Source organism: Pseudonocardia zijingensis, from assembly GCF_042657305.1.
Classification (GTDB): Bacteria; Actinomycetota; Actinomycetes; order Mycobacteriales; family Pseudonocardiaceae; genus Pseudonocardia; species Pseudonocardia zijingensis.
In genome coordinates this window covers 1-15,964 of sequence record NZ_JBHSKO010000024.1, presented here as the reverse complement: position 1 = coordinate 15,964, position 15,964 = coordinate 1, and the positions used below count along the sequence as shown (strand labels likewise).

14 protein-coding genes are annotated in these 15,964 nt (G+C 75.2%); 7 read left to right on the top strand and 7 right to left on the bottom strand.

Annotated features, from left to right (window positions below; translation table 11 throughout):
• The first annotated feature begins 104 nt into the window (after positions 1-104).
• The 6 genes from ACFPL3_RS32790 (at position 105) to ACFPL3_RS32765 (ending at position 6,783) form a co-directional block, all read left to right on the top strand.
• On the top strand, positions 105-701 hold the full coding sequence (locus ACFPL3_RS32790; protein WP_343943420.1) for a PadR family transcriptional regulator: 597 nt from the start codon (positions 105-107) through the stop codon (positions 699-701).
• Between the two features lie 106 nt (positions 702-807).
• Positions 808-1,773, top strand: coding sequence for an ATP-binding cassette domain-containing protein (locus ACFPL3_RS32785; RefSeq protein ID WP_343943421.1), 966 nt, complete (start codon positions 808-810; stop codon positions 1,771-1,773).
• The gene (locus ACFPL3_RS32780) at positions 1,770-2,591 is read left to right on the top strand and encodes an ABC transporter permease (protein ID WP_343943422.1); all 822 of its coding nucleotides are present in this window, start codon (positions 1,770-1,772) and stop codon (positions 2,589-2,591) included. Before ACFPL3_RS32785 ends, ACFPL3_RS32780 begins: the two co-directional genes overlap by 4 nt.
• Positions 2,588-3,037 (top strand): nitroreductase/quinone reductase family protein, encoded by a 450-nt coding sequence (locus tag ACFPL3_RS32775; protein ID WP_343943423.1) that lies wholly within the window; start codon positions 2,588-2,590, stop codon positions 3,035-3,037. Before ACFPL3_RS32780 ends, ACFPL3_RS32775 begins: the two co-directional genes overlap by 4 nt.
• A gap of 225 nt (positions 3,038-3,262) precedes the next feature.
• Positions 3,263-5,995, top strand: coding sequence for a DEAD/DEAH box helicase (locus ACFPL3_RS32770; RefSeq protein ID WP_343943424.1), 2,733 nt, complete (start codon positions 3,263-3,265; stop codon positions 5,993-5,995).
• On the top strand, positions 5,992-6,783 hold the full coding sequence (locus tag ACFPL3_RS32765) for an SWIM zinc finger family protein (protein ID WP_379590049.1): 792 nt from the start codon (positions 5,992-5,994) through the stop codon (positions 6,781-6,783). Before ACFPL3_RS32770 ends, ACFPL3_RS32765 begins: the two co-directional genes overlap by 4 nt.
• A 94-nt stretch (positions 6,784-6,877) precedes the next feature.
• On the opposite strand, the gene ACFPL3_RS32760 is transcribed toward ACFPL3_RS32765, so the two are convergent.
• The 6 genes from ACFPL3_RS32760 to ACFPL3_RS32735 all read right to left on the bottom strand — a co-directional run bounded on the left by ACFPL3_RS32760 (position 6,878) and on the right by ACFPL3_RS32735 (position 13,325).
• Complete coding sequence (locus ACFPL3_RS32760) at positions 6,878-8,089, bottom strand: RNA polymerase sigma factor (RefSeq protein WP_343946475.1); 1,212 nt, start codon at positions 8,087-8,089, stop codon at positions 6,878-6,880.
• Positions 8,086-8,415 (bottom strand): YciI family protein, encoded by a 330-nt coding sequence (locus ACFPL3_RS32755; protein ID WP_343946476.1) that lies wholly within the window; start codon positions 8,413-8,415, stop codon positions 8,086-8,088. Before ACFPL3_RS32755 ends, ACFPL3_RS32760 begins: the two co-directional genes overlap by 4 nt.
• 7 nt (positions 8,416-8,422) lie before the next feature.
• A complete protein-coding gene (locus ACFPL3_RS32750; RefSeq protein ID WP_343946474.1) occupies positions 8,423-9,049 on the bottom strand; it encodes a dihydrofolate reductase family protein in 627 nt (208 codons plus the stop codon).
• A gap of 43 nt (positions 9,050-9,092) precedes the next feature.
• A complete protein-coding gene (locus ACFPL3_RS32745) occupies positions 9,093-10,268 on the bottom strand; it encodes a heparan-alpha-glucosaminide N-acetyltransferase domain-containing protein (protein ID WP_343946472.1) in 1,176 nt (391 codons plus the stop codon).
• Positions 10,265-12,067, bottom strand: a complete 1,803-nt coding sequence (locus tag ACFPL3_RS32740) for a serine/threonine-protein kinase (protein WP_379590046.1) — start codon at positions 12,065-12,067, stop codon at positions 10,265-10,267. The genes ACFPL3_RS32745 and ACFPL3_RS32740 overlap by 4 nt, the downstream gene beginning before the upstream one ends.
• A gap of 73 nt (positions 12,068-12,140) precedes the next feature.
• Entirely contained in the window at positions 12,141-13,325 is a 1,185-nt protein-coding gene (locus tag ACFPL3_RS32735; protein ID WP_343945527.1) for a lactate 2-monooxygenase, read from the bottom strand.
• A 56-nt stretch (positions 13,326-13,381) separates the two neighbouring features.
• On the opposite strand from ACFPL3_RS32735, the gene ACFPL3_RS32730 reads away from it, so the two are divergent.
• Entirely contained in the window at positions 13,382-14,083 is a 702-nt protein-coding gene (locus tag ACFPL3_RS32730; RefSeq protein WP_343945528.1) for an SIMPL domain-containing protein, read from the top strand.
• Positions 14,084-14,143: 60 nt separating this feature from the next.
• Here the strand turns inward: ACFPL3_RS32730 and lpdA are convergent, their stop codons facing one another.
• Positions 14,144-15,553, bottom strand: a complete 1,410-nt coding sequence (lpdA, locus tag ACFPL3_RS32725; RefSeq protein WP_343945529.1) for a dihydrolipoyl dehydrogenase — start codon at positions 15,551-15,553, stop codon at positions 14,144-14,146.
• Positions 15,554-15,964 lie beyond the last annotated feature (411 nt).

Here is a 15,964-nt window from a genome sequence, read left to right as displayed (position 1 = left end):
GCGGCGCTCCCCTGCACCGCTCCACCCGGTCAGACGCGCGGTGGGCGGGCGCGTTGCGCGATACCACCGATCGGGTGGTGGGCGGACGGCATAGGCTCTGCGTGATGTCGGCGACGCGCTTGCTGGTGCTGGGGATCGTCCGCGGGTACGGGCGTGCCCACGGCTACCGGATCGGCAACGACCTGCTGTCGTGGGGTGCCGACGAGTGGGCGAACGTGAAGTGGGGCTCGATCTACCACGCGCTGCACACGCTCACCGAGCGCGGGCTCCTGCGCGATCACAACGAGGTGGCGGGCCGCACCGAGTACGAGCTCACCGAGCGCGGTGAGGCCGAGTACATGAAGCTGCTGCGCGAGGCCCTGCGGCGCCCGCAGCCGCGCCCCGACTTCCTCGGGGCGGCGTTGGCGATGCTGCCCTCGCTCCCCCGCGCGGAGGCGATCGCGCTGCTGCGGCAGCGGCTCGAGGCGCTCGAGGAGCAGCGTGAGAAGGCGCAGGCGCAGGTGGATGCGCTCGTCGACCCGCCGCACGTGCGGGAGCTGTTCGGGCTCTGGGAGAGCCAGGCCGCCGGTGGCGCCGAGTGGACGCGCGGGCTGATCGCCCGGCTCGAGGGCGGCGCGTACCCGATGGCGGGCGAGCCGGGGTCGCCCGGCAAGCCCGGGAGCTGGGAGTCGCTCAAGTTCCCGCCGTACCCGCCGCGGTAGTTCCGGTGTAACGCCTGCCGGGTTCCTGGCGATTCAAGTTTGCATACCCCGTTCCCGTCGGGCATCCTCGGCGGCTCGGAGTTCAAGTTTGAGCAACGGGAGGGTCATGGTTCCCGCGGTGAGCGCCGAGGCGCTCGGCAAGCGTTACCCCGGATCCGGCGCCACCGCGCTGGACGGGTTCGACCTGACCGTGCCACCCGGCACGGTGCACGGCCTGCTCGGTCCGAACGGGGCGGGCAAGACCACCGCCGTCCGCATCCTCACCACCCTGCTGCGCGCCGACGGCGGGCGCGCCGCCATCGACGGGTACGACGTGGCCAGCCAGGCGGCCGCCGTGCGTCGGCGGGTCGGTCTCGTCGGCCAGTACGCGGCGGTCGACGAGATCCTCGACGGCCGCAGCAACCTCGTGATGTTCGGGAGGCTGTTCCACCTGTCCCGCACCGACGCCCACCGGCGGGCCGACGAGCTGCTCGCGCGGTTCGGCCTCGCCGACACCGGACGCCGGCCCGTGTCGGCGTACTCCGGGGGCATGCGCAGGCGGCTCGACCTCGCCGTCGGCATGATCCTCGCCCCCGCGGTCCTGTTCCTCGACGAACCCACCACCGGGCTCGACCCGCGCGCCCGCGCCGAGGTCTGGGACGCCGTGCGCGGCCTGGTCGCCGCGGGCACCACCGTGCTGCTCACCACGCAGTACCTGGACGAGGCCGACCAGCTGGCCGACCGGATCTCGGTGCTCGCGGCGCCACCCGGGTGCGGCGGGCGGGTGATCGCCGAGGGCACGCCGGACGAGCTGCGGGGGCTGGTCGGCGGCGACCGCATCGACCTCGTGGTGCACCACACCGCGGACCTGCCCCGGGCGGCGGCGCTCCTGGAACGGGTCACCGGCACCACCGCCGAGGTCGACGCGGCCACGCGCCGGGTCGGGGCGCCGGTGCGGGACCGGATGCAGGCGCTCACCACGCTCGTGCACGGGCTGGCGCAGGAGGGGATCGACGCGGAGGACCTCACCGTGCGCCGTCCGACGCTCGACGAGGTGTTCCTGCAGCTCACCGGAACGGGGGTGACGGCATGACCAGCTCCATCGCGCGGCCGGGCGCCGGGTCGGGCCTGGGCTGGCTGGCGGCCGACAGCGCCACGCTCGCCCGCCGCTACCTCACCCACCTGCGCCACCAGCCTGCGGAGATCGCCAACGCGATCGGCTTCCCGATCCTGATGGTGCTGATGTTCGCCTTCCTGCTCGGCGGGATGATGACCGTGCCCGGCGGGGGTGACTACCGGCAGGCGCTGCTGCCCGGCCTGTTCACGTTGACGATGCTGTTCGGCCTGTCCACCACGATGATCGCGGTGGTCACGGACGCGCAGCGGGGCATCACCGACCGGTTCCGCTCGATGCCGATGGCGCACGGCGCGGTCCTGATCGGGCGGGCCGTCGCCGACCTGGTGGTCTCGGCGATCGCCCTCGGCGTGCTGCTGCTCGTCGCCCTCGCGGTGGGCTGGCGGGCCGACGGTGGGGCGGGCGCGGTCGTGGCCGCGATCGGGCTGCTCCTGCTGCTGCGGTTGGCGCTGCTGTGGGTCGGGATCTACCTCGGCCTGTTGGTGCGCACGCCGGGCGCGGTCACCGCCGTGCAGGTGTTCGAGTGGCCGTTCGCGTTCCTGTCCGGACTGTTCGTCGCGCCCGCGTCGATGCCGGCCGTGGTGTCGGCGGTGGCGGAGTGGAACCCCATCTCCTCCACCGCGGCGGCCACCCGGGAGCTGTTCGGCAACCCCGGGTGGGGCGGCGAGTCGTGGGTGGCCCAGCACCCCGTCCTGATGGCCGTCGTCTGGCCACTGCTGATCATCGCGGTCTTCGGGCCGCTGTCCGTCCACCGCTACCGGGAGATGAGCCGATGACCACGAAGAACCCCACCCCGCCCCGCTGGCTCAAGCCGATGAACAAGGTCTTCCTCGCCCTGCGCCGCCTCGGGATCGGGATGAAGGAGCTACCCGTGCTCACCGTGCCGGGCCGCAAGAGCGGCAAGCCGCGCAGCACGCCGCTGTCGATCCTGGAGCACGAGGGGCGGCGCTACCTCCTGGAGGGCTTCCCCGGCGCCGACTGGGCGCGCAACGTCCGCGCCGCGGACGGCCGCGCCACCCTCAGCACCGGCAGGCGCACCGAGCAGGTGCGCCTGGTCGAGCTGGACCCCCAGGAGGCGCTGCCGGTGCTGCGGCTGTGGCCGGTCCGCATCGCCGACGGGGCGAAGATCATGGCCGATGCGGGGGTGGTGGAGGCCGTCACCCCGGAGGCCTTCGAGGCGGTGGCGGGCCGCTGCGCCGTGTTTCGCATCGAGGCCGCGTGACGCGAAGCGGACAGGCTTCCTGCCCGAGCTCGGCCACCCCGACGCGTTCACCGGGACGCCGCACGAGCTGGTCCGGGCACCCGGCTCGTTCACCGGCGAGCACCTCGCCCGGCACCTCGCCTCCGCCGCGGCCGGGTGAGCCCGCTCACAAGGCATGGATCGTCAAGTTGCGATCGCCGGTGGCCGGCCGGTAGTCCTGCGTTCCACCCCCGACCCGGGAGCTCGATGACCCAGACCCGCACCGCACCGACGTCCGACGCCGACTCGACCGGGGAAATGGTGATCTTCACCCCGGCCGATCCGCCCCGAGCCGGCAGGTTGCTGTTGCCCGCCGACGACGGACCGGACGCCGTGGAGGCCGTCCTCCCGCCCGGCGAGGTCGTCAAGGCCGTGCCGGTGCGCGCCGTGCCGGTGGCCGACGCGCTGCCCGCGCTGCTGGCCGCCGACCCGCACGCGCCGGGCGCGTACGCGTACTGGGCCGCGGCGGCCCGGTTCGCGCTGCACCTGGTGGGGCGGGGCAGGTTGCTGCCGGGCGTCTCGCCGTCCGGTGCCGACGCCTGGCGGGTGGGCCCGCTCGACCCCGAGGACGCCGACCGGCAGCACGCACTGGCCGCCGCGATGCCGCCCACGGCGCGCGCCGTGCCCGTGGCCGGCGTGGAGCCACCGGTCCTGCCGGCGGCGGCCCCGCTGCTGCGGGCGTTCCTCGACGCGGTGGCCGACGTGCTGCCCCGCACGGAGGACGCCGCCGAGGAGGCCGGCACGCCGCTGTTCGCCGCCGCCGCGGCCCAGGAGGCCGTGCACCTGCGGGACTGGGCCGACGAGGTCGCCGCGGGCGTCGACGCCGGGGTGCGGCTGTCGCTGCGCGTCGAGGCCGACGCGGACGCCACCCGGTTCCGCGCCGTCGTGCAGCTGCACGCGCTCGACGACCCCACCCGGGTCGCCGATCTGTCGGCCGTGTGGAGCGGGGCGGCGGTCGGGTTCGGGCCACGCGCCCGGGTGGACGCGCTGCTCGCCGTGCGCCGGGCCGCGCGCTTCTGGGACCCGCTGCAACAGCTTCTCGGGCAGGCCGTGCCCGACGTCCTCGACCTCGACGACGGCGACGTGGCCGACCTCGTCGGCGAGGGCGTCGCGCGGCTCGCCGCCGCCGGGATCGCGGTGCACTGGCCGCGAGACCTGCGTCCCGAGCTCTCCGCGCGGGTGGTCGCGGGGCGCGGGAGCCCGCCGTCGGGGTTCGGCGCGGGTGCAGAGCCGCTGCACCTCGACTGGGAGCTCGCCCTGCGCGGCGAGGCGCTCACGGCAGGCGAGATGGCCGAGCTGGCCACCGCCCACCGGCCCGTGGTGCGGCTGCGCGACGAGTGGGTGCTCGTCGACCCGGCCACGCGGGAGCGGGCCCGGACCCGCACGCTCGGCCCGGTCAGCGCGATCACCGCCCTGGGCGCGGCGCTCACCGGGCAGGTGGAGGACGCAGGCGCCGCGGTGCCGGTCGTGGCCACGGGGTGGCTGCAGGAGCTGCGCGACCGCATCGCCGCCCCACCGGCCCCGCCCGCGCCGCCGGACGGGCTCACCGCCGTGCTGCGCGACTACCAGCTGCGCGGCCTGGGCTGGCTGGACCGGATGACCTCGCTCGGGCTCGGCGCGTGCCTCGCCGACGACATGGGGCTCGGCAAGACGATCACGCTGATCGCCCTGCACCTGCGCCGCCGGGAGCGGGCCGCCGGCCCCACGCTGGTGGTCTGCCCGGCGTCGCTGCTGGGCAACTGGGAGCGGGAGGTGCGGCGGTTCGCGCCCGGCGTGCCGGTCGACCGCTACCACGGAGCCGGGCGCGCGCTGCCCGATCACGACGGGTTCGTCCTCACCACCTACGCCACGATGCGCCTCGACGCCGACGCGCTGGCCGCCCACCGGTGGGGCCTGGTGGTGGCCGACGAGGCCCAGCACGTGAAGAACCCGGCGTCGGGCACCGCGCAGGCGCTGCGCCGCCTTCCCTCGGCGGCGCGGGTGGCACTCACCGGCACCCCGGTGGAGAACGACCTCACCGAGCTGTGGTCGATCCTCGACTGGACCACGCCGGGGTTGCTGGGCACCCTCGCCGAGTTCCGGGCCCGCTGGGCCGACCCGATCGCCGAGGGCGACCCGGCCCTCGCCGACCGGTTCGCCCGGCTGATCGCGCCGTTCCTGCTGCGGCGGCGCAAGTCCGACCCGGGCATCGCACCCGAGCTGCCACCCAAGACCGAGACCGACCGCCCCGTCGGCCTCACCCCTGAGCAGGCCGGGCTGTACGAGGCGGTGGTGGCCGAGACGATGGAGCGGATCGCCCGCGCCGACGGCATGGAGCGCCGCGGCCTGGTGCTCGGGCTGCTCACCGCGCTCAAGCAGATCTGCGACCACCCCGCGCTGTACGCCAAGGAGCCCGACCCGGTGCTCGCGGGCCGCTCCGGCAAGCTGGAGCTGCTCGACGAGCTGCTCGACACCATCCTCGCCGAGGACGGCGCGGCGCTCGTCTTCACCCAGTACGTCGCGATGGGACGGCTGCTGGAACGGCACCTGCGGGCCCGCGGCGCGACCGTCCAGTTCCTGCACGGCGGCACCCCGGTGCCGGAGCGCGAGGCGATGGTCGAGCGGTTCCAGCGCGGCGAGGTGGGGGTGTTCCTGCTGTCGCTGCGCGCGGCGGGCACCGGGCTCAACCTCACCCGCGCCGACCACGTCGTGCACGTCGACCGCTGGTGGAACCCGGCCGTCGAGGACCAGGCCACCGACCGGGCCTACCGGATCGGCCAGACCCGCCCGGTGCAGGTGCACCGGCTGATCAGCGAAGGAACCGTGGAGGACCGCATCGCCGCACTGCTGCAGACCAAACGCGCCCTCGCCGACTCCGTGCTCGCGGGCGGCGAGGCCGGCCTCACCGAGCTCACCGATGCCGAGCTCGCCGACCTCGTCGCGCTGCGGGGTGAGCGATGACCGCGGCGCGGGGGTTCCCCGCGTTCCCGCCGCGCCCGGGCCGGCGCGGCCGCTCCTGGTGGGCGCGCGCGTTCGTCTCCGCGATGGAGGACACGGCACTCGACGCCACGCTGCTCAAGACCGGGCGCCGCTTCGCGGGCAGCGGCCGGATCGGGCCGATCACGGTGTCGCCGGGCCGGATCGCGGCCACCGTGGAGGACCCCGACGGGATCTTCGACGTGGTGGTGCACCTCGCCGAGCTCTCCGACGCGGAGTGGGACCGGTTCCTCGACCAGGTCCGCGCCGAGGCGGGACACCTGGCAGCGCTGCTCGACCGGGAGGTGCCGCGCTCGCTCGTGCGCTCGGCCGACGCCGCGGACGTCGCGCTGCTGCCCACGATCGGCGACCTGGAGTCCGACTGCGACTGCCCGCACATCGGCGACCCGTGCCCGCATGCCGCCGGCCTTTGCTACCAGGTGGCGTGGCTGCTCGACGAGGACCCGTTCGTACTGCTCCTGCTGCGCGGCCGGGGCGCCGACGAGCTGCTCGACCTGCTCGCCCGGGAACCCGCCGAGGCCACGGGCGCCGAACCGGAGGGGGCCGGGGCGGGCCGGGCCGTCGACCGGCCGGTGCCGGCCGTGGAGGCGTACGCCGTGGCCCCCGCCACCCGGCCCGCGCCGCCCGCGGACCTGCCCCGGGCCACGCCCCCGGTGCTCCCGGCGCCGCCCGGCGTGCCCGCGGACGCCCTGCCCCGGCTCGCGGCGGCGGCGGCTGCGCGGGCCCGGGCGCTGCTCGCCGAGGCGCGGTGAACCCGACGCAAGGAGATGCCAGCAAGGTGGCCTTACTGGCGCAATACGCCAGCAAAGCCACCTTGCTGGCATTGGGGGCAGGGTGGCCGCGGGGCTAGCGCGACTCCGCCAGCCGGCCGGCGAGGAAGGCACGCTCGGCCTCGTTGGCGGTGAGGGCGATCGCCCGTTCGTAGGCCGCCGCGGCGTCGCCTGCCCGGCCGAGACGGCGCAGCAGGTCGGCTTCGGCGGCGGGCAGGTAGCGGTAGTCGCGCAGCCGCGGGTCCTGCTCCAGCGCCTCGACCTCGGCGAGGCCGGCGGCGGGCCCGTGCACCATCGCGACCGCCACGGCCCGGTTGAGTGCCACCACCGGCGACGGCCAGCGCCGCAGCAGCTCGTCGTAGAGCACGAGGATCTGCGGCCAGTCGGTCTCCTCCGCGGAGGGGGCGACGGCGTGCAGCGTGGCGATGGCGGCCTGCAGCGCGAACCGGCCCGGGTCGCCGCCGCGCAGCGCGCGCACCACCAGCCGGTCGGCCTCGGCGATGGTCTCGCGGTCCCACGCCGTGCGGTCCTGCTCCTCGAGCAGCAGGAGCCTGCCGTCGGGGGCGGTGCGGGTGGCCCGGCGGGAGTGGTGGGCCAGGAGCAGCGCGAGCAGCCCGCTCACCTCCCGCTCCCGGGGCAGCTGGGCGTGCAGCACGCGGGCCAGGTGCAGGGCGTGGTCGGCGAGGTCGTCGCAGGTGAGCGCGGGACCGGCAGGCGCGGTGTGGCCCGTGGTGAACAGCAGGTGGATCACGGTGAGGACGGCGTCGAGCCGGCCGGGCAACTCGGCCGGACCCGGCATGCGGAACGGGATGCCGCTCGCCGCGATCTTCTTCTTGGCCCGGGTGATGCGGGCCGCCATCGTGGCCTCCGGCACCAGGAAGGCCTGGGCGACGTCCGGGGTCGGCACGCCGCAGACCAGCCGCAGCGTCAGCGCGACCTGCGATGCGAGCGCCAGCGCGGGGTGGCAGCACAGGAAGACCAGGCGTAGCCGGTCGTCGGGTGCGGGCTCGCCGGCCGGTTCCACCAGCAGGTGCAGCTTCGCCCGCCGGGTGCCTGCACGGCGTACGACGTCGAGGGCGTTGTGCCGGGCCGCCGTGGTGAGCCAGGCGCCCGGCCGGTCCGGGACACCGCCGCGCTCCCACGCCTCGAGCGCGGCGGCGTAGGCGTCCTGGGCGCACTCCTCGGCGAGGTCCAGGTCGCGGGTGACGCGCACCGCCGCGGCGAGCACGGCGGCCCACTCGTGGTGGTGCGCGTCGGCGACCGCGCGCCGGACGTCCTCGCCGGTCACAGCAGCGGCCGCACCTCGACCGCGCCGTCCATGATCGGGAGGAGCTTGCCCACCGCGAGCGCGGTGTCGAGGTCGGGGGCCTCCACCACGAAGAACCCGGCGAGGACCTCCTTGGTCTCCAGGAACGGGCCGTCGGTCACGAGGCCGTCCTTGTGGATCGTGCGCGCCGCCGCGGCCGGTTGGAGGCCCTGCTCGTGGACGACCCGCACGCCCATGGCTGCGATCTTGTCGCTCGCGGCGACGTTCGCCTCCATGACCTCCGGCGGGATGTCGGCCACCCCGCCGGGCAGCTCCTTCTCGTAGATGAGCACCGCGTACTGGGGCATCGCCACGTCACCAGTTTCCTGTCTCGGGTCCGACCGCACCGTATTCGACGGCGCCGGCGCGCACGTACCGCACGACGACGACGCCCGACCGGGTGGTCGCCGACCCCACCAGCGCGAAGCGGGCCGGCACGGCGCCACCTCCGAACAGCCGCTTCCCGGACCCGAGGACCACCGGGATCACCATCAGCTGCAGCTCGTCCACCAGGTCGTGCTCGAGCAGCGTCTGCACGAGGTGCCCGCTGCCGTGCACCTGGATCTCGCCGCCGTCGGACTTCTTCAGCTCGATCACCGCCGCCACGGTGTCCCCGGTGAGCAGGGTCGAGTTCTGCCAGCTCACGGACGTGAGGGTGCGGGAGGCGACGTACTTGGGCACGGCCGCCCACCGCGAGCCGATCGGGTCGTCGGGACCGGCGAGCGGCCAGTGCTCGGCGAACTCCTCGTACGTACGGCGGCCGAGCAGGAGGGCGTCGGCCTGCGCGGCGCCGCCGATCGCCCGGGAGAGGATGTCGTCGTCGATGTACGGCGCCGCCCAGCCGCCGTGGGCGAACCCGCCGTCGCGGTCCTCGTCGGGCCCGCCCGGGGCCTGTACGACGCCGTCCAGGGACACGAACATCGTGACCAACAGGGTGCGCATGTTCTCCTCCGCACGTGGGGTGCGGGCGCCGCCGGTCGGCGCCCTACCCTCCCGGCGGCCCGGCCGTGCTCGGATCGACAGGTCTGGCTGTGAGTGCGGTCACACCTTGTCGGGTCGCCCGGCCGGCCGCGGCCACCACCGCCTCCAGCGGCCCGCGCAGCCCCGCGAGCAGCAGGCCCACGCCGATCAGGGTGGCCACCAGCACGTGTCCCAGCCACAGGGCCACGTCGTCGGAGCCCTGCCCGGCGTACACGGCGAGCGCCACGACGTGCAGCGTGTAGAGGGTGAGCGGCGCCGAGCCGAGCGCGGCCGGCACGAGCACGAGCCGCCGTGACCAGTGGGCCAGCAGCAGCATCGCGCCCAGCACGGCGAGCGCGGAGCCGGTGGTGGCAGCCAGGTCGAGGATGCTGCCCGAGTGCGGGCTGTCCGCCGCGAGCCACCACCAGCTCCCGGTGGGGGTGGTGCCGTAGCGGCGCACCGACGCCTGCGCGCCGAGCACCCACACGCCGTCGCCCGGCCCGAGCAGCAGCCCGGACGCCGTGTGGGCGGCCAGCGCGAGGCCGAGCCCGCCCGTGAGGAGGCCGGTGGCCACCCCGGGGCGCTGCAGGTCCAGCCGGCCGACCGCCATCCCGGTGAGCAGGTAGGTCGTCCACGTCAGCACCGGGTAGTAGCCGGTGAGCGCGAGGGTGAGCAGCGCGTCGCCGGGCGTCGCCAGCGCCGGCCACCCGACCTGCTCGCCGGGGCCGTCCGGGAGCCCGGAGCGCAGCAGCTGGCTCAGCACCGGCGTGAGGACGCACGCGAGCACCGCGCCGGCCGCGAGCAGGACGCGCGGCGCGCGCAGCAGGAAGGCCGCCACCACGAACAGCAGGCCGTAGTAGGTCAGGATGATCGCCACCGGCGCCTCGGTGGCCACCAGGGTGAGCCCGACCGCCGCCACCAGCGCGCCCCGCACCACGAGGGCGGTGCCCGCGGCGAGGTGGGTCTGCGCCCCCTCGGGCGGTCGCGGGCCACCGGTGGCGAGCGCGATCCCCACCCCCGCCAGCACCGCGAACAGCGCCGACGCCCGCCCGGACGCGACGAGCCCGGTGAGCGTGGGCTCGCGGTCGGCCCGCAGCGGGAGGATGTGCGTGGCGAACATCCCGACCAGCGCCACCGCGCGTGCCGCGTCGACGCCGACGATGCGTCCCCGCCCGAGCCCAGCGGGCCGGGCGTGGGTCACCGCGCCGGCACCCCGGCTCCGACCGGGCCGTCGGCCCGGCGCAGCCACTCCTCGAGCGTGCTCTGCACGACGCGCAGCGGGGGCCTGCGGCGCGGGTCGTTGTCCATCGCCGCGCGCAGCAGCGCGAGGTGGGCCGACCGGGCCGGGAGATGGCTGAGCCGCGCCCCCGAGGCGGCCGCTCGCAACCCGGACACGGCATCGGGGTGCCCGCCGCGCGGCGGGTGCCCGGTGAGCGCGTAGGAGATGGTGGCGGCGAGCTGCCAGGCGTCCGAGGCCGGCGTGGCGCGCTCGCCGCAGGCCACCTCGGGGGCGAGGAAGTCCGGCGTGCCCAGCACGAAGCCGGCCATCGTCATCGTGGAGTCGCCGGTCTTGCGGGCGATCCCGAAGTCGATGAGGTGCGCGAGCCCCGCCTGGTCGACCACGACGTTGCCCGGCTTGACGTCGCGGTGCATCACGCCGCGCTGGTGTGCCGCGTCGAGCGCACCGGCGAGGCCGATCCACACCCGGGCGGCGGTGACGTCGTCGAGCGGGCCACGGGCGCGCACCAGGTCGCCCAGCGACGAGCCCTCCACGTACTCCATGACGATGACGAGACCGTCGAGCTCGCGCAGGCCGGGGTCGCTCGAGGCGGGCAGCAGGTCGTGGATGCGCACGCAGTGCGGATGGCGGACGGCCACCAGGGCGCGCGCCTCGCGGCGGATCCGCTCCTCGGTCTCCGGGTCGGGGGCGTGCGCCGCCTTCAGGGCCACCGGGTGGCCGAGGCGGGCGTCGTGGGCGAGCCACACCCGGCCGAAGCCGCCGGAGCCCAGCCTGCGGATCAGCTGGAACCGGGCCGGCGTGGGGGGCGGGATCGCACCCGCCGGGGCGACGAGCGTGGGCCGCGGGCCCCCCGGCCCGCGCGGGGGCCGCTGCTGCGGCAGCGTGGCGAGGCGCCGCGGCGCCTGCACGATCGGCGGTTCGGGCCGCCGCGCCGCGAACCGCTGGGCCATCCGGTCGGCCAGCGAGGGGCGTGCCTGCGGGGAGGGCACCGGAGCGCGGCGCTGCGAGGGCTGCGGGCGGATCGACTCCATACGCGGGGGCCTGCGCGGCGCCGGGGCGGGCGGGGCGAGCGAGCGGCGCACCACCTCCCGCGGCGGAGCGCCGACGGCGAGCACCACCGCGATGCCGAGGAACGCGCCGATGGTGACGCCGATCCACAGGTGGCCCGACGACCCGGCCGGCGTGCGCGCCGTGAGCAGCGTGAGCGCCAGCAACGGCGCCCAGAAGAACTTCGCGGGCCAGCGGGGCCCGCGCCGCAGCGCCAGGCGCGCCTGCGCTGCCACGCACAGCGTGGCCACCAGCGGGAACCCGAGCAGCAGCACGACGGCGAGACCGAACCGCACCGGATCGGCCGGGTCGAACGCGGAACCCACGGTGTAGCCACCGAGGTAGGTCGACTGCGGGAAGAAGCACATCGTGGTGCCGAGGTCGTCCAGCTGAGCGGCGGTGAGCCCGTCGACGTCACGGCCCGCCGCGGCGGCGCTGAACACCCGCCCGGTGGCGGTGAAGAGCGCGAGCGGTAGCAGGCCCGCGCCGACCAGCCCGGCGAGGGCGAACAGCACGGACTCCCCGGCCCCGTACCGCGACCCGATCCGCTTGCGGAGCACGGCCACCATCACGGCGCCCGCCGTGGGCAGCAACCCCACCCCGATGCCCAGCGCGGTGACCGCCCACGGCCACCCGCCTGGACAGACGTCGGCGGCCAGCGCGGTGCGCAGGCCGGCCACCAGACCGGCGACGAGCGCGGTGAGCGCGTCCACGCCGTGCTCCCCTTCCCCTCGGCCCCGCGGCGGCCCGCCGGGGGATCTCGGCACCCACTATGGCACCACCGGGTCACGCGCCGGTGTAGGCGACGGGGCGCACGGCGTCCGGCGCGTCCCTGAACTGGGCGAGGTCGGCGAAGCCGGACAACGCGAGGGTGAGGTCGAGCTCGGCCAGCACCGAGCGCAGCACGTGCCGGACCCCGTCCTGGCCGCCGAGCGCGAGCCCGTACACGAACGGGCGGCCGAGCAGCACCGCGTCGGCGCCGAGGGCGAGCGCGACGGCGGCGTCGGCGCCGGTCCGGATCCCCGAGTCGAACAGCACCGGCGCGCGTCCGTCGACGGCGGCCACGATGCCCGGCAGCGCGGCCAGCGAGCCGATGGCGCGGTCGACCTGGCGGCCGCCGTGGTTGGACACGACGATCCCGTCCATCCCCACGTCGAGCGCGTGCAGGGCGTCGTCGACGTGCTGCACGCCCTTGAGCACGATCGGGCCGTCCCAGTGCTCGCGCAGCAGGTCGAGCCGGTCCCAGCGCACCGCCGTGCCGGTGAACATCGGTACCCACCGGCCCACCGCGGCCATCAGGTCGTCCTCCGGCGACGCGGCGAGCCCGGCCCGGAACGCCGGGTCGGAGAACGGGATCGCGGTGCCGACGCCGCGCAGGAACGGCAGGTAGGACAGGTCCAGGTCGTGCGGGCGCCAGCCCAACGTCCACGTGTCCAGCGTGACCACCAGCACCCGGTGGCCTGCGGCCCGCGCCCGCTCGAGGATGCTCACGCTGACCGCATCCTCGGTGGGCCAGTACAGCTGGAACCAGCGCGGCGCGTCGCCCGATGCGGCCGCCACCTCCTCGATCGTGTGCGACGACGCCGTCGACAGCACCATCGGCACGCCCAGCTCGGCGGCCGCCCGCGCCACCGCGAGCTCGCCGTCGGGGTGCACGATCGACATCACCCCGATCGGGGCCACCAGCAGCGGGGCCGGCATCGGCGTGTCGAGCAGCGTGGTGGACCAGTCGCGTTCGGTGGTGTCGCGCAGCATCCGCGGCACCAGCGCGTACCGGTCGAACGCGGCCCGGTTGGCACGCATCGTGGCGCCCGAGCCCGCACCGCCCGCGACGTAGCCGAACGGCCCGTCGGCCAGCACGGCGCGCGCGGCCTCCTCGAGCCGGGACGGGTCGGTCGGGAGCGCGGGACGCTCGCCTGCGAGTCCCTGCAGGTAGATCTCGGCGCCGTAGGAGGCGAACGGAACACCCATTCCGGCGAACCTACTGGCCCGTGCAACCGATCCCGGCGCCGTTCCGTCCTGGGGACATGCACCGCGCCGCACTCCCGCTGCTCGCCCTCGCCACGCTCGCCCTCGCCGGCTGCTCGTCGGCGGCGGCCGCCCCGGCGGGCACCGCACCGCCCGCGATCACCGCCCGCGCCACCGGCAGCGTGGTCGCCACGCCCGACACCGCCACCGTCGTGCTGGGGGTGCAGACCCGCGACGAGAGCGCCACCGCGGCGCTCTCCGCCAACTCCGAACGCGCCGACGCCGTGATCGGCGTGCTGCAGGGGGCCGGCGTCGCGCCGGCCGACATCCGCACCAGCAACCTCGACGTCTCCCCCACCACCGAGCCGCAGAGCGGCCGGATCACCGGCTACGAGGTGAACAACCAGGTCACGGCCACCCTGCACGACGTCGGCGCGGCCGGCACGCTGATCGACCAGGCCGCCGCGGCCGCGGGCGACGCGATCCGCGTGGAGTCGATCCGGTTCTCCATCGCCGACGAGAGCGCCGCCCTCTCCGAGGCGCGCGCCGACGCGGTGCGCCGCGCGCTCGACCAGGCGCGCCAGCTCGCCGACGCCGCGGGCGTCGACCTGGGGGCGGTGCGCTCCATCGAGGAGGTGATCGGCGGCCAGCCGCCGGTGCCCTACCGCGCCGAGGCCGACCTCGCCCAGCGCGCTGTGCCCGTCCAGCCCGGGAGCCAGGAGCTGACGGTCACTGTGCAGGTCGTGCACGACATCGCGTAGCTCGTACGAACGGCACCCTCGTCCCGCTCTATCGGACGGGAGTGCCGTTCGTACGGACCCTCAGAGGTTGATCATGTGCCCGGTGAGCCCGTGGAACGCCTCCTGGAGCCCCTCGGAGAGGGTGGGGTGGGCGTGCACGTTGCGGGCCAGCTCGTGGGCGGTGAGGTCCCACTTCTGCGCCAGGGTGAGCTCGGGCAGCAGCTCGGTGACCTCCGGGCCGATGAGGTGCCCGCCCAGGAGCTCGCCGTAGGTCTCGTCGGCGATCAGCTTGACGAACCCGCCCGGCTCGCCCAGGCCCTGCGCCTTGCCGTTGGCGGTGAACGGGAACTGGGCGACGGTGACCTTCCAGCCCTTCTCGTCGGCCAGCTCGCGAGCCTGCGCCTCGGTGTAGCCGAAGCTCGCGACCTGCGGGTTGCAGAAGGTGGCCCGCGGCATCATCACGTAGTCCAGGGGCATGGTCTCGGCGTCCGCGATCGTCTCGGCCGCCACCACGCCCTGCGCCTCGCCCACGTGGGCGAGCATCAGCTTGGCCGTGACGTCGCCGATCGCGTAGATGTGCGGCACGTTGGTGCGCATGAAGTCGTCGACGGCGATCGCGCCGCGTTCGGTGAGCTCCACACCGGTGTTCTCCAGGCCGTAGCCCTTCACCCGCGGGGTGAAGCCGATCGCCTGCATCACCTTGTCGGCCTGCAGCTGCGTGGTCTTCCCGTCCTTGCCCGTGACGGTGACCGTGACCTGGTCGCCGGAGTCGTCGATCGACTCCACCCGCGTGGACGTGAGTACCTGCACGCCCAGCTTGCGGTAGCGCTTGGCCAGCTCCTTGGACACGTCGGCGTCCTCGAGCGGCAGCAGCCGGTCCAGGAACTCGACGATCGTGACCTCGACGCCGTAGTTGCGCAGGACGTAGGCGAACTCGACGCCGATGGCGCCCGCACCGGCGATGATGATGCTGCGCGGCAGGTCGCGGGTGAGGATCTGCTCCTCGTAGGTCACCACGCGCTCGGACAGCGACGTGCCCGGCAGCAGCTTCGTCTCCGCGCCCGCGGCGATGATGGCGTTGTCGAACGTGATCTGCTCGGTGCCGCCGTCACTGCGCTTCACCTCGATCGTGTGGGCGTCGACGAACGAGCCCCAGCCGTCCACCTCGGTGATCTTGTTCTTCTTCATGAGGTAGTGCACGCCCTTGACCCGGCCCTCGGCCACGGTGCGGCTGCGGTCGAAGGCGGCGCCGAAGTCGAACGAGACGTCGCCCGAGATGCCGAAGGTCTTCGCCTCCGAGGTGACGATGTGGGCGAGCTCGGCGTTGCGCAGGAGCGCCTTGGACGGGATGCAGCCGACGTTCAGGCACACCCCGCCCCAGTACTTCTCCTCCACCACCGCGACGCTGCGGCCGAGCTGGGCCGCGCGGATCGCCGCCACGTACCCACCCGGACCCGCCCCGAGGACCACGACATCGACGTGAGTTGCCATGGTTGCGACTCTAGGAGCACGGGACCGGCGCCCGCCGACCGGACGGCCACCGCGACGCGCTGCGTGACCAGGGTCTCCTCGGCGGTTCGGCCGGCGGACATCCCTGCTGGGCGGCGTCTTGGCGACGCCGCGCATTCTGCGGGGCCGCCCCTCGCAGCCCCTACGGGCAGGCTTCGCGGGCAGGCCAGGGGCCTGCCCCGATCGGCGCGCGGCGCCGCCAGGCGGTGGCTTCCCCGGGGGGTTTCCGCGGCGATCAAGGGGAGATGGTCGCTCCCGAAGATGATGGCGGGCTCAACCGGTGGTTGCAACCAGGTGATCAGGGGAAGTGTGGATCATGGCTGGTGCGCGGTTGACCCGGGAGGAACGGGTCCGGATCGAGACGTTGTGGCGGGCGGGGTGGTCGTTCGCGGA

Bases quoted from the DNA above. Each gene is read 5' to 3' on its own strand.
- ACFPL3_RS32790 (WP_343943420.1), top strand. From the start codon at position 105: ATGTCGGCGACGCGCTTGCTGGTGCTGGGGATCGTCCGCGGGTACGGG.
- ACFPL3_RS32785 (WP_343943421.1), top strand. From the start codon at position 808: ATGGTTCCCGCGGTGAGCGCCGAGGCGCTCGGCAAGCGTTACCCCGGA.
- ACFPL3_RS32780 (WP_343943422.1), top strand. From the start codon at position 1,770: ATGACCAGCTCCATCGCGCGGCCGGGCGCCGGGTCGGGCCTGGGCTGG.
- ACFPL3_RS32775 (WP_343943423.1), top strand. From the start codon at position 2,588: ATGACCACGAAGAACCCCACCCCGCCCCGCTGGCTCAAGCCGATGAAC.
- ACFPL3_RS32770 (WP_343943424.1), top strand. From the start codon at position 3,263: ATGACCCAGACCCGCACCGCACCGACGTCCGACGCCGACTCGACCGGG.
- ACFPL3_RS32765 (WP_379590049.1), top strand. From the start codon at position 5,992: ATGACCGCGGCGCGGGGGTTCCCCGCGTTCCCGCCGCGCCCGGGCCGG.
- ACFPL3_RS32755 (WP_343946476.1), bottom strand. From the start codon at position 8,415: ATGCCCCAGTACGCGGTGCTCATCTACGAGAAGGAGCTGCCCGGCGGG.
- ACFPL3_RS32750 (WP_343946474.1), bottom strand. From the start codon at position 9,049: ATGCGCACCCTGTTGGTCACGATGTTCGTGTCCCTGGACGGCGTCGTA.
- ACFPL3_RS32735 (WP_343945527.1), bottom strand. From the start codon at position 13,325: ATGGGTGTTCCGTTCGCCTCCTACGGCGCCGAGATCTACCTGCAGGGA.
- ACFPL3_RS32730 (WP_343945528.1), top strand. From the start codon at position 13,382: ATGCACCGCGCCGCACTCCCGCTGCTCGCCCTCGCCACGCTCGCCCTC.
- lpdA (WP_343945529.1), bottom strand. From the start codon at position 15,553: ATGGCAACTCACGTCGATGTCGTGGTCCTCGGGGCGGGTCCGGGTGGG.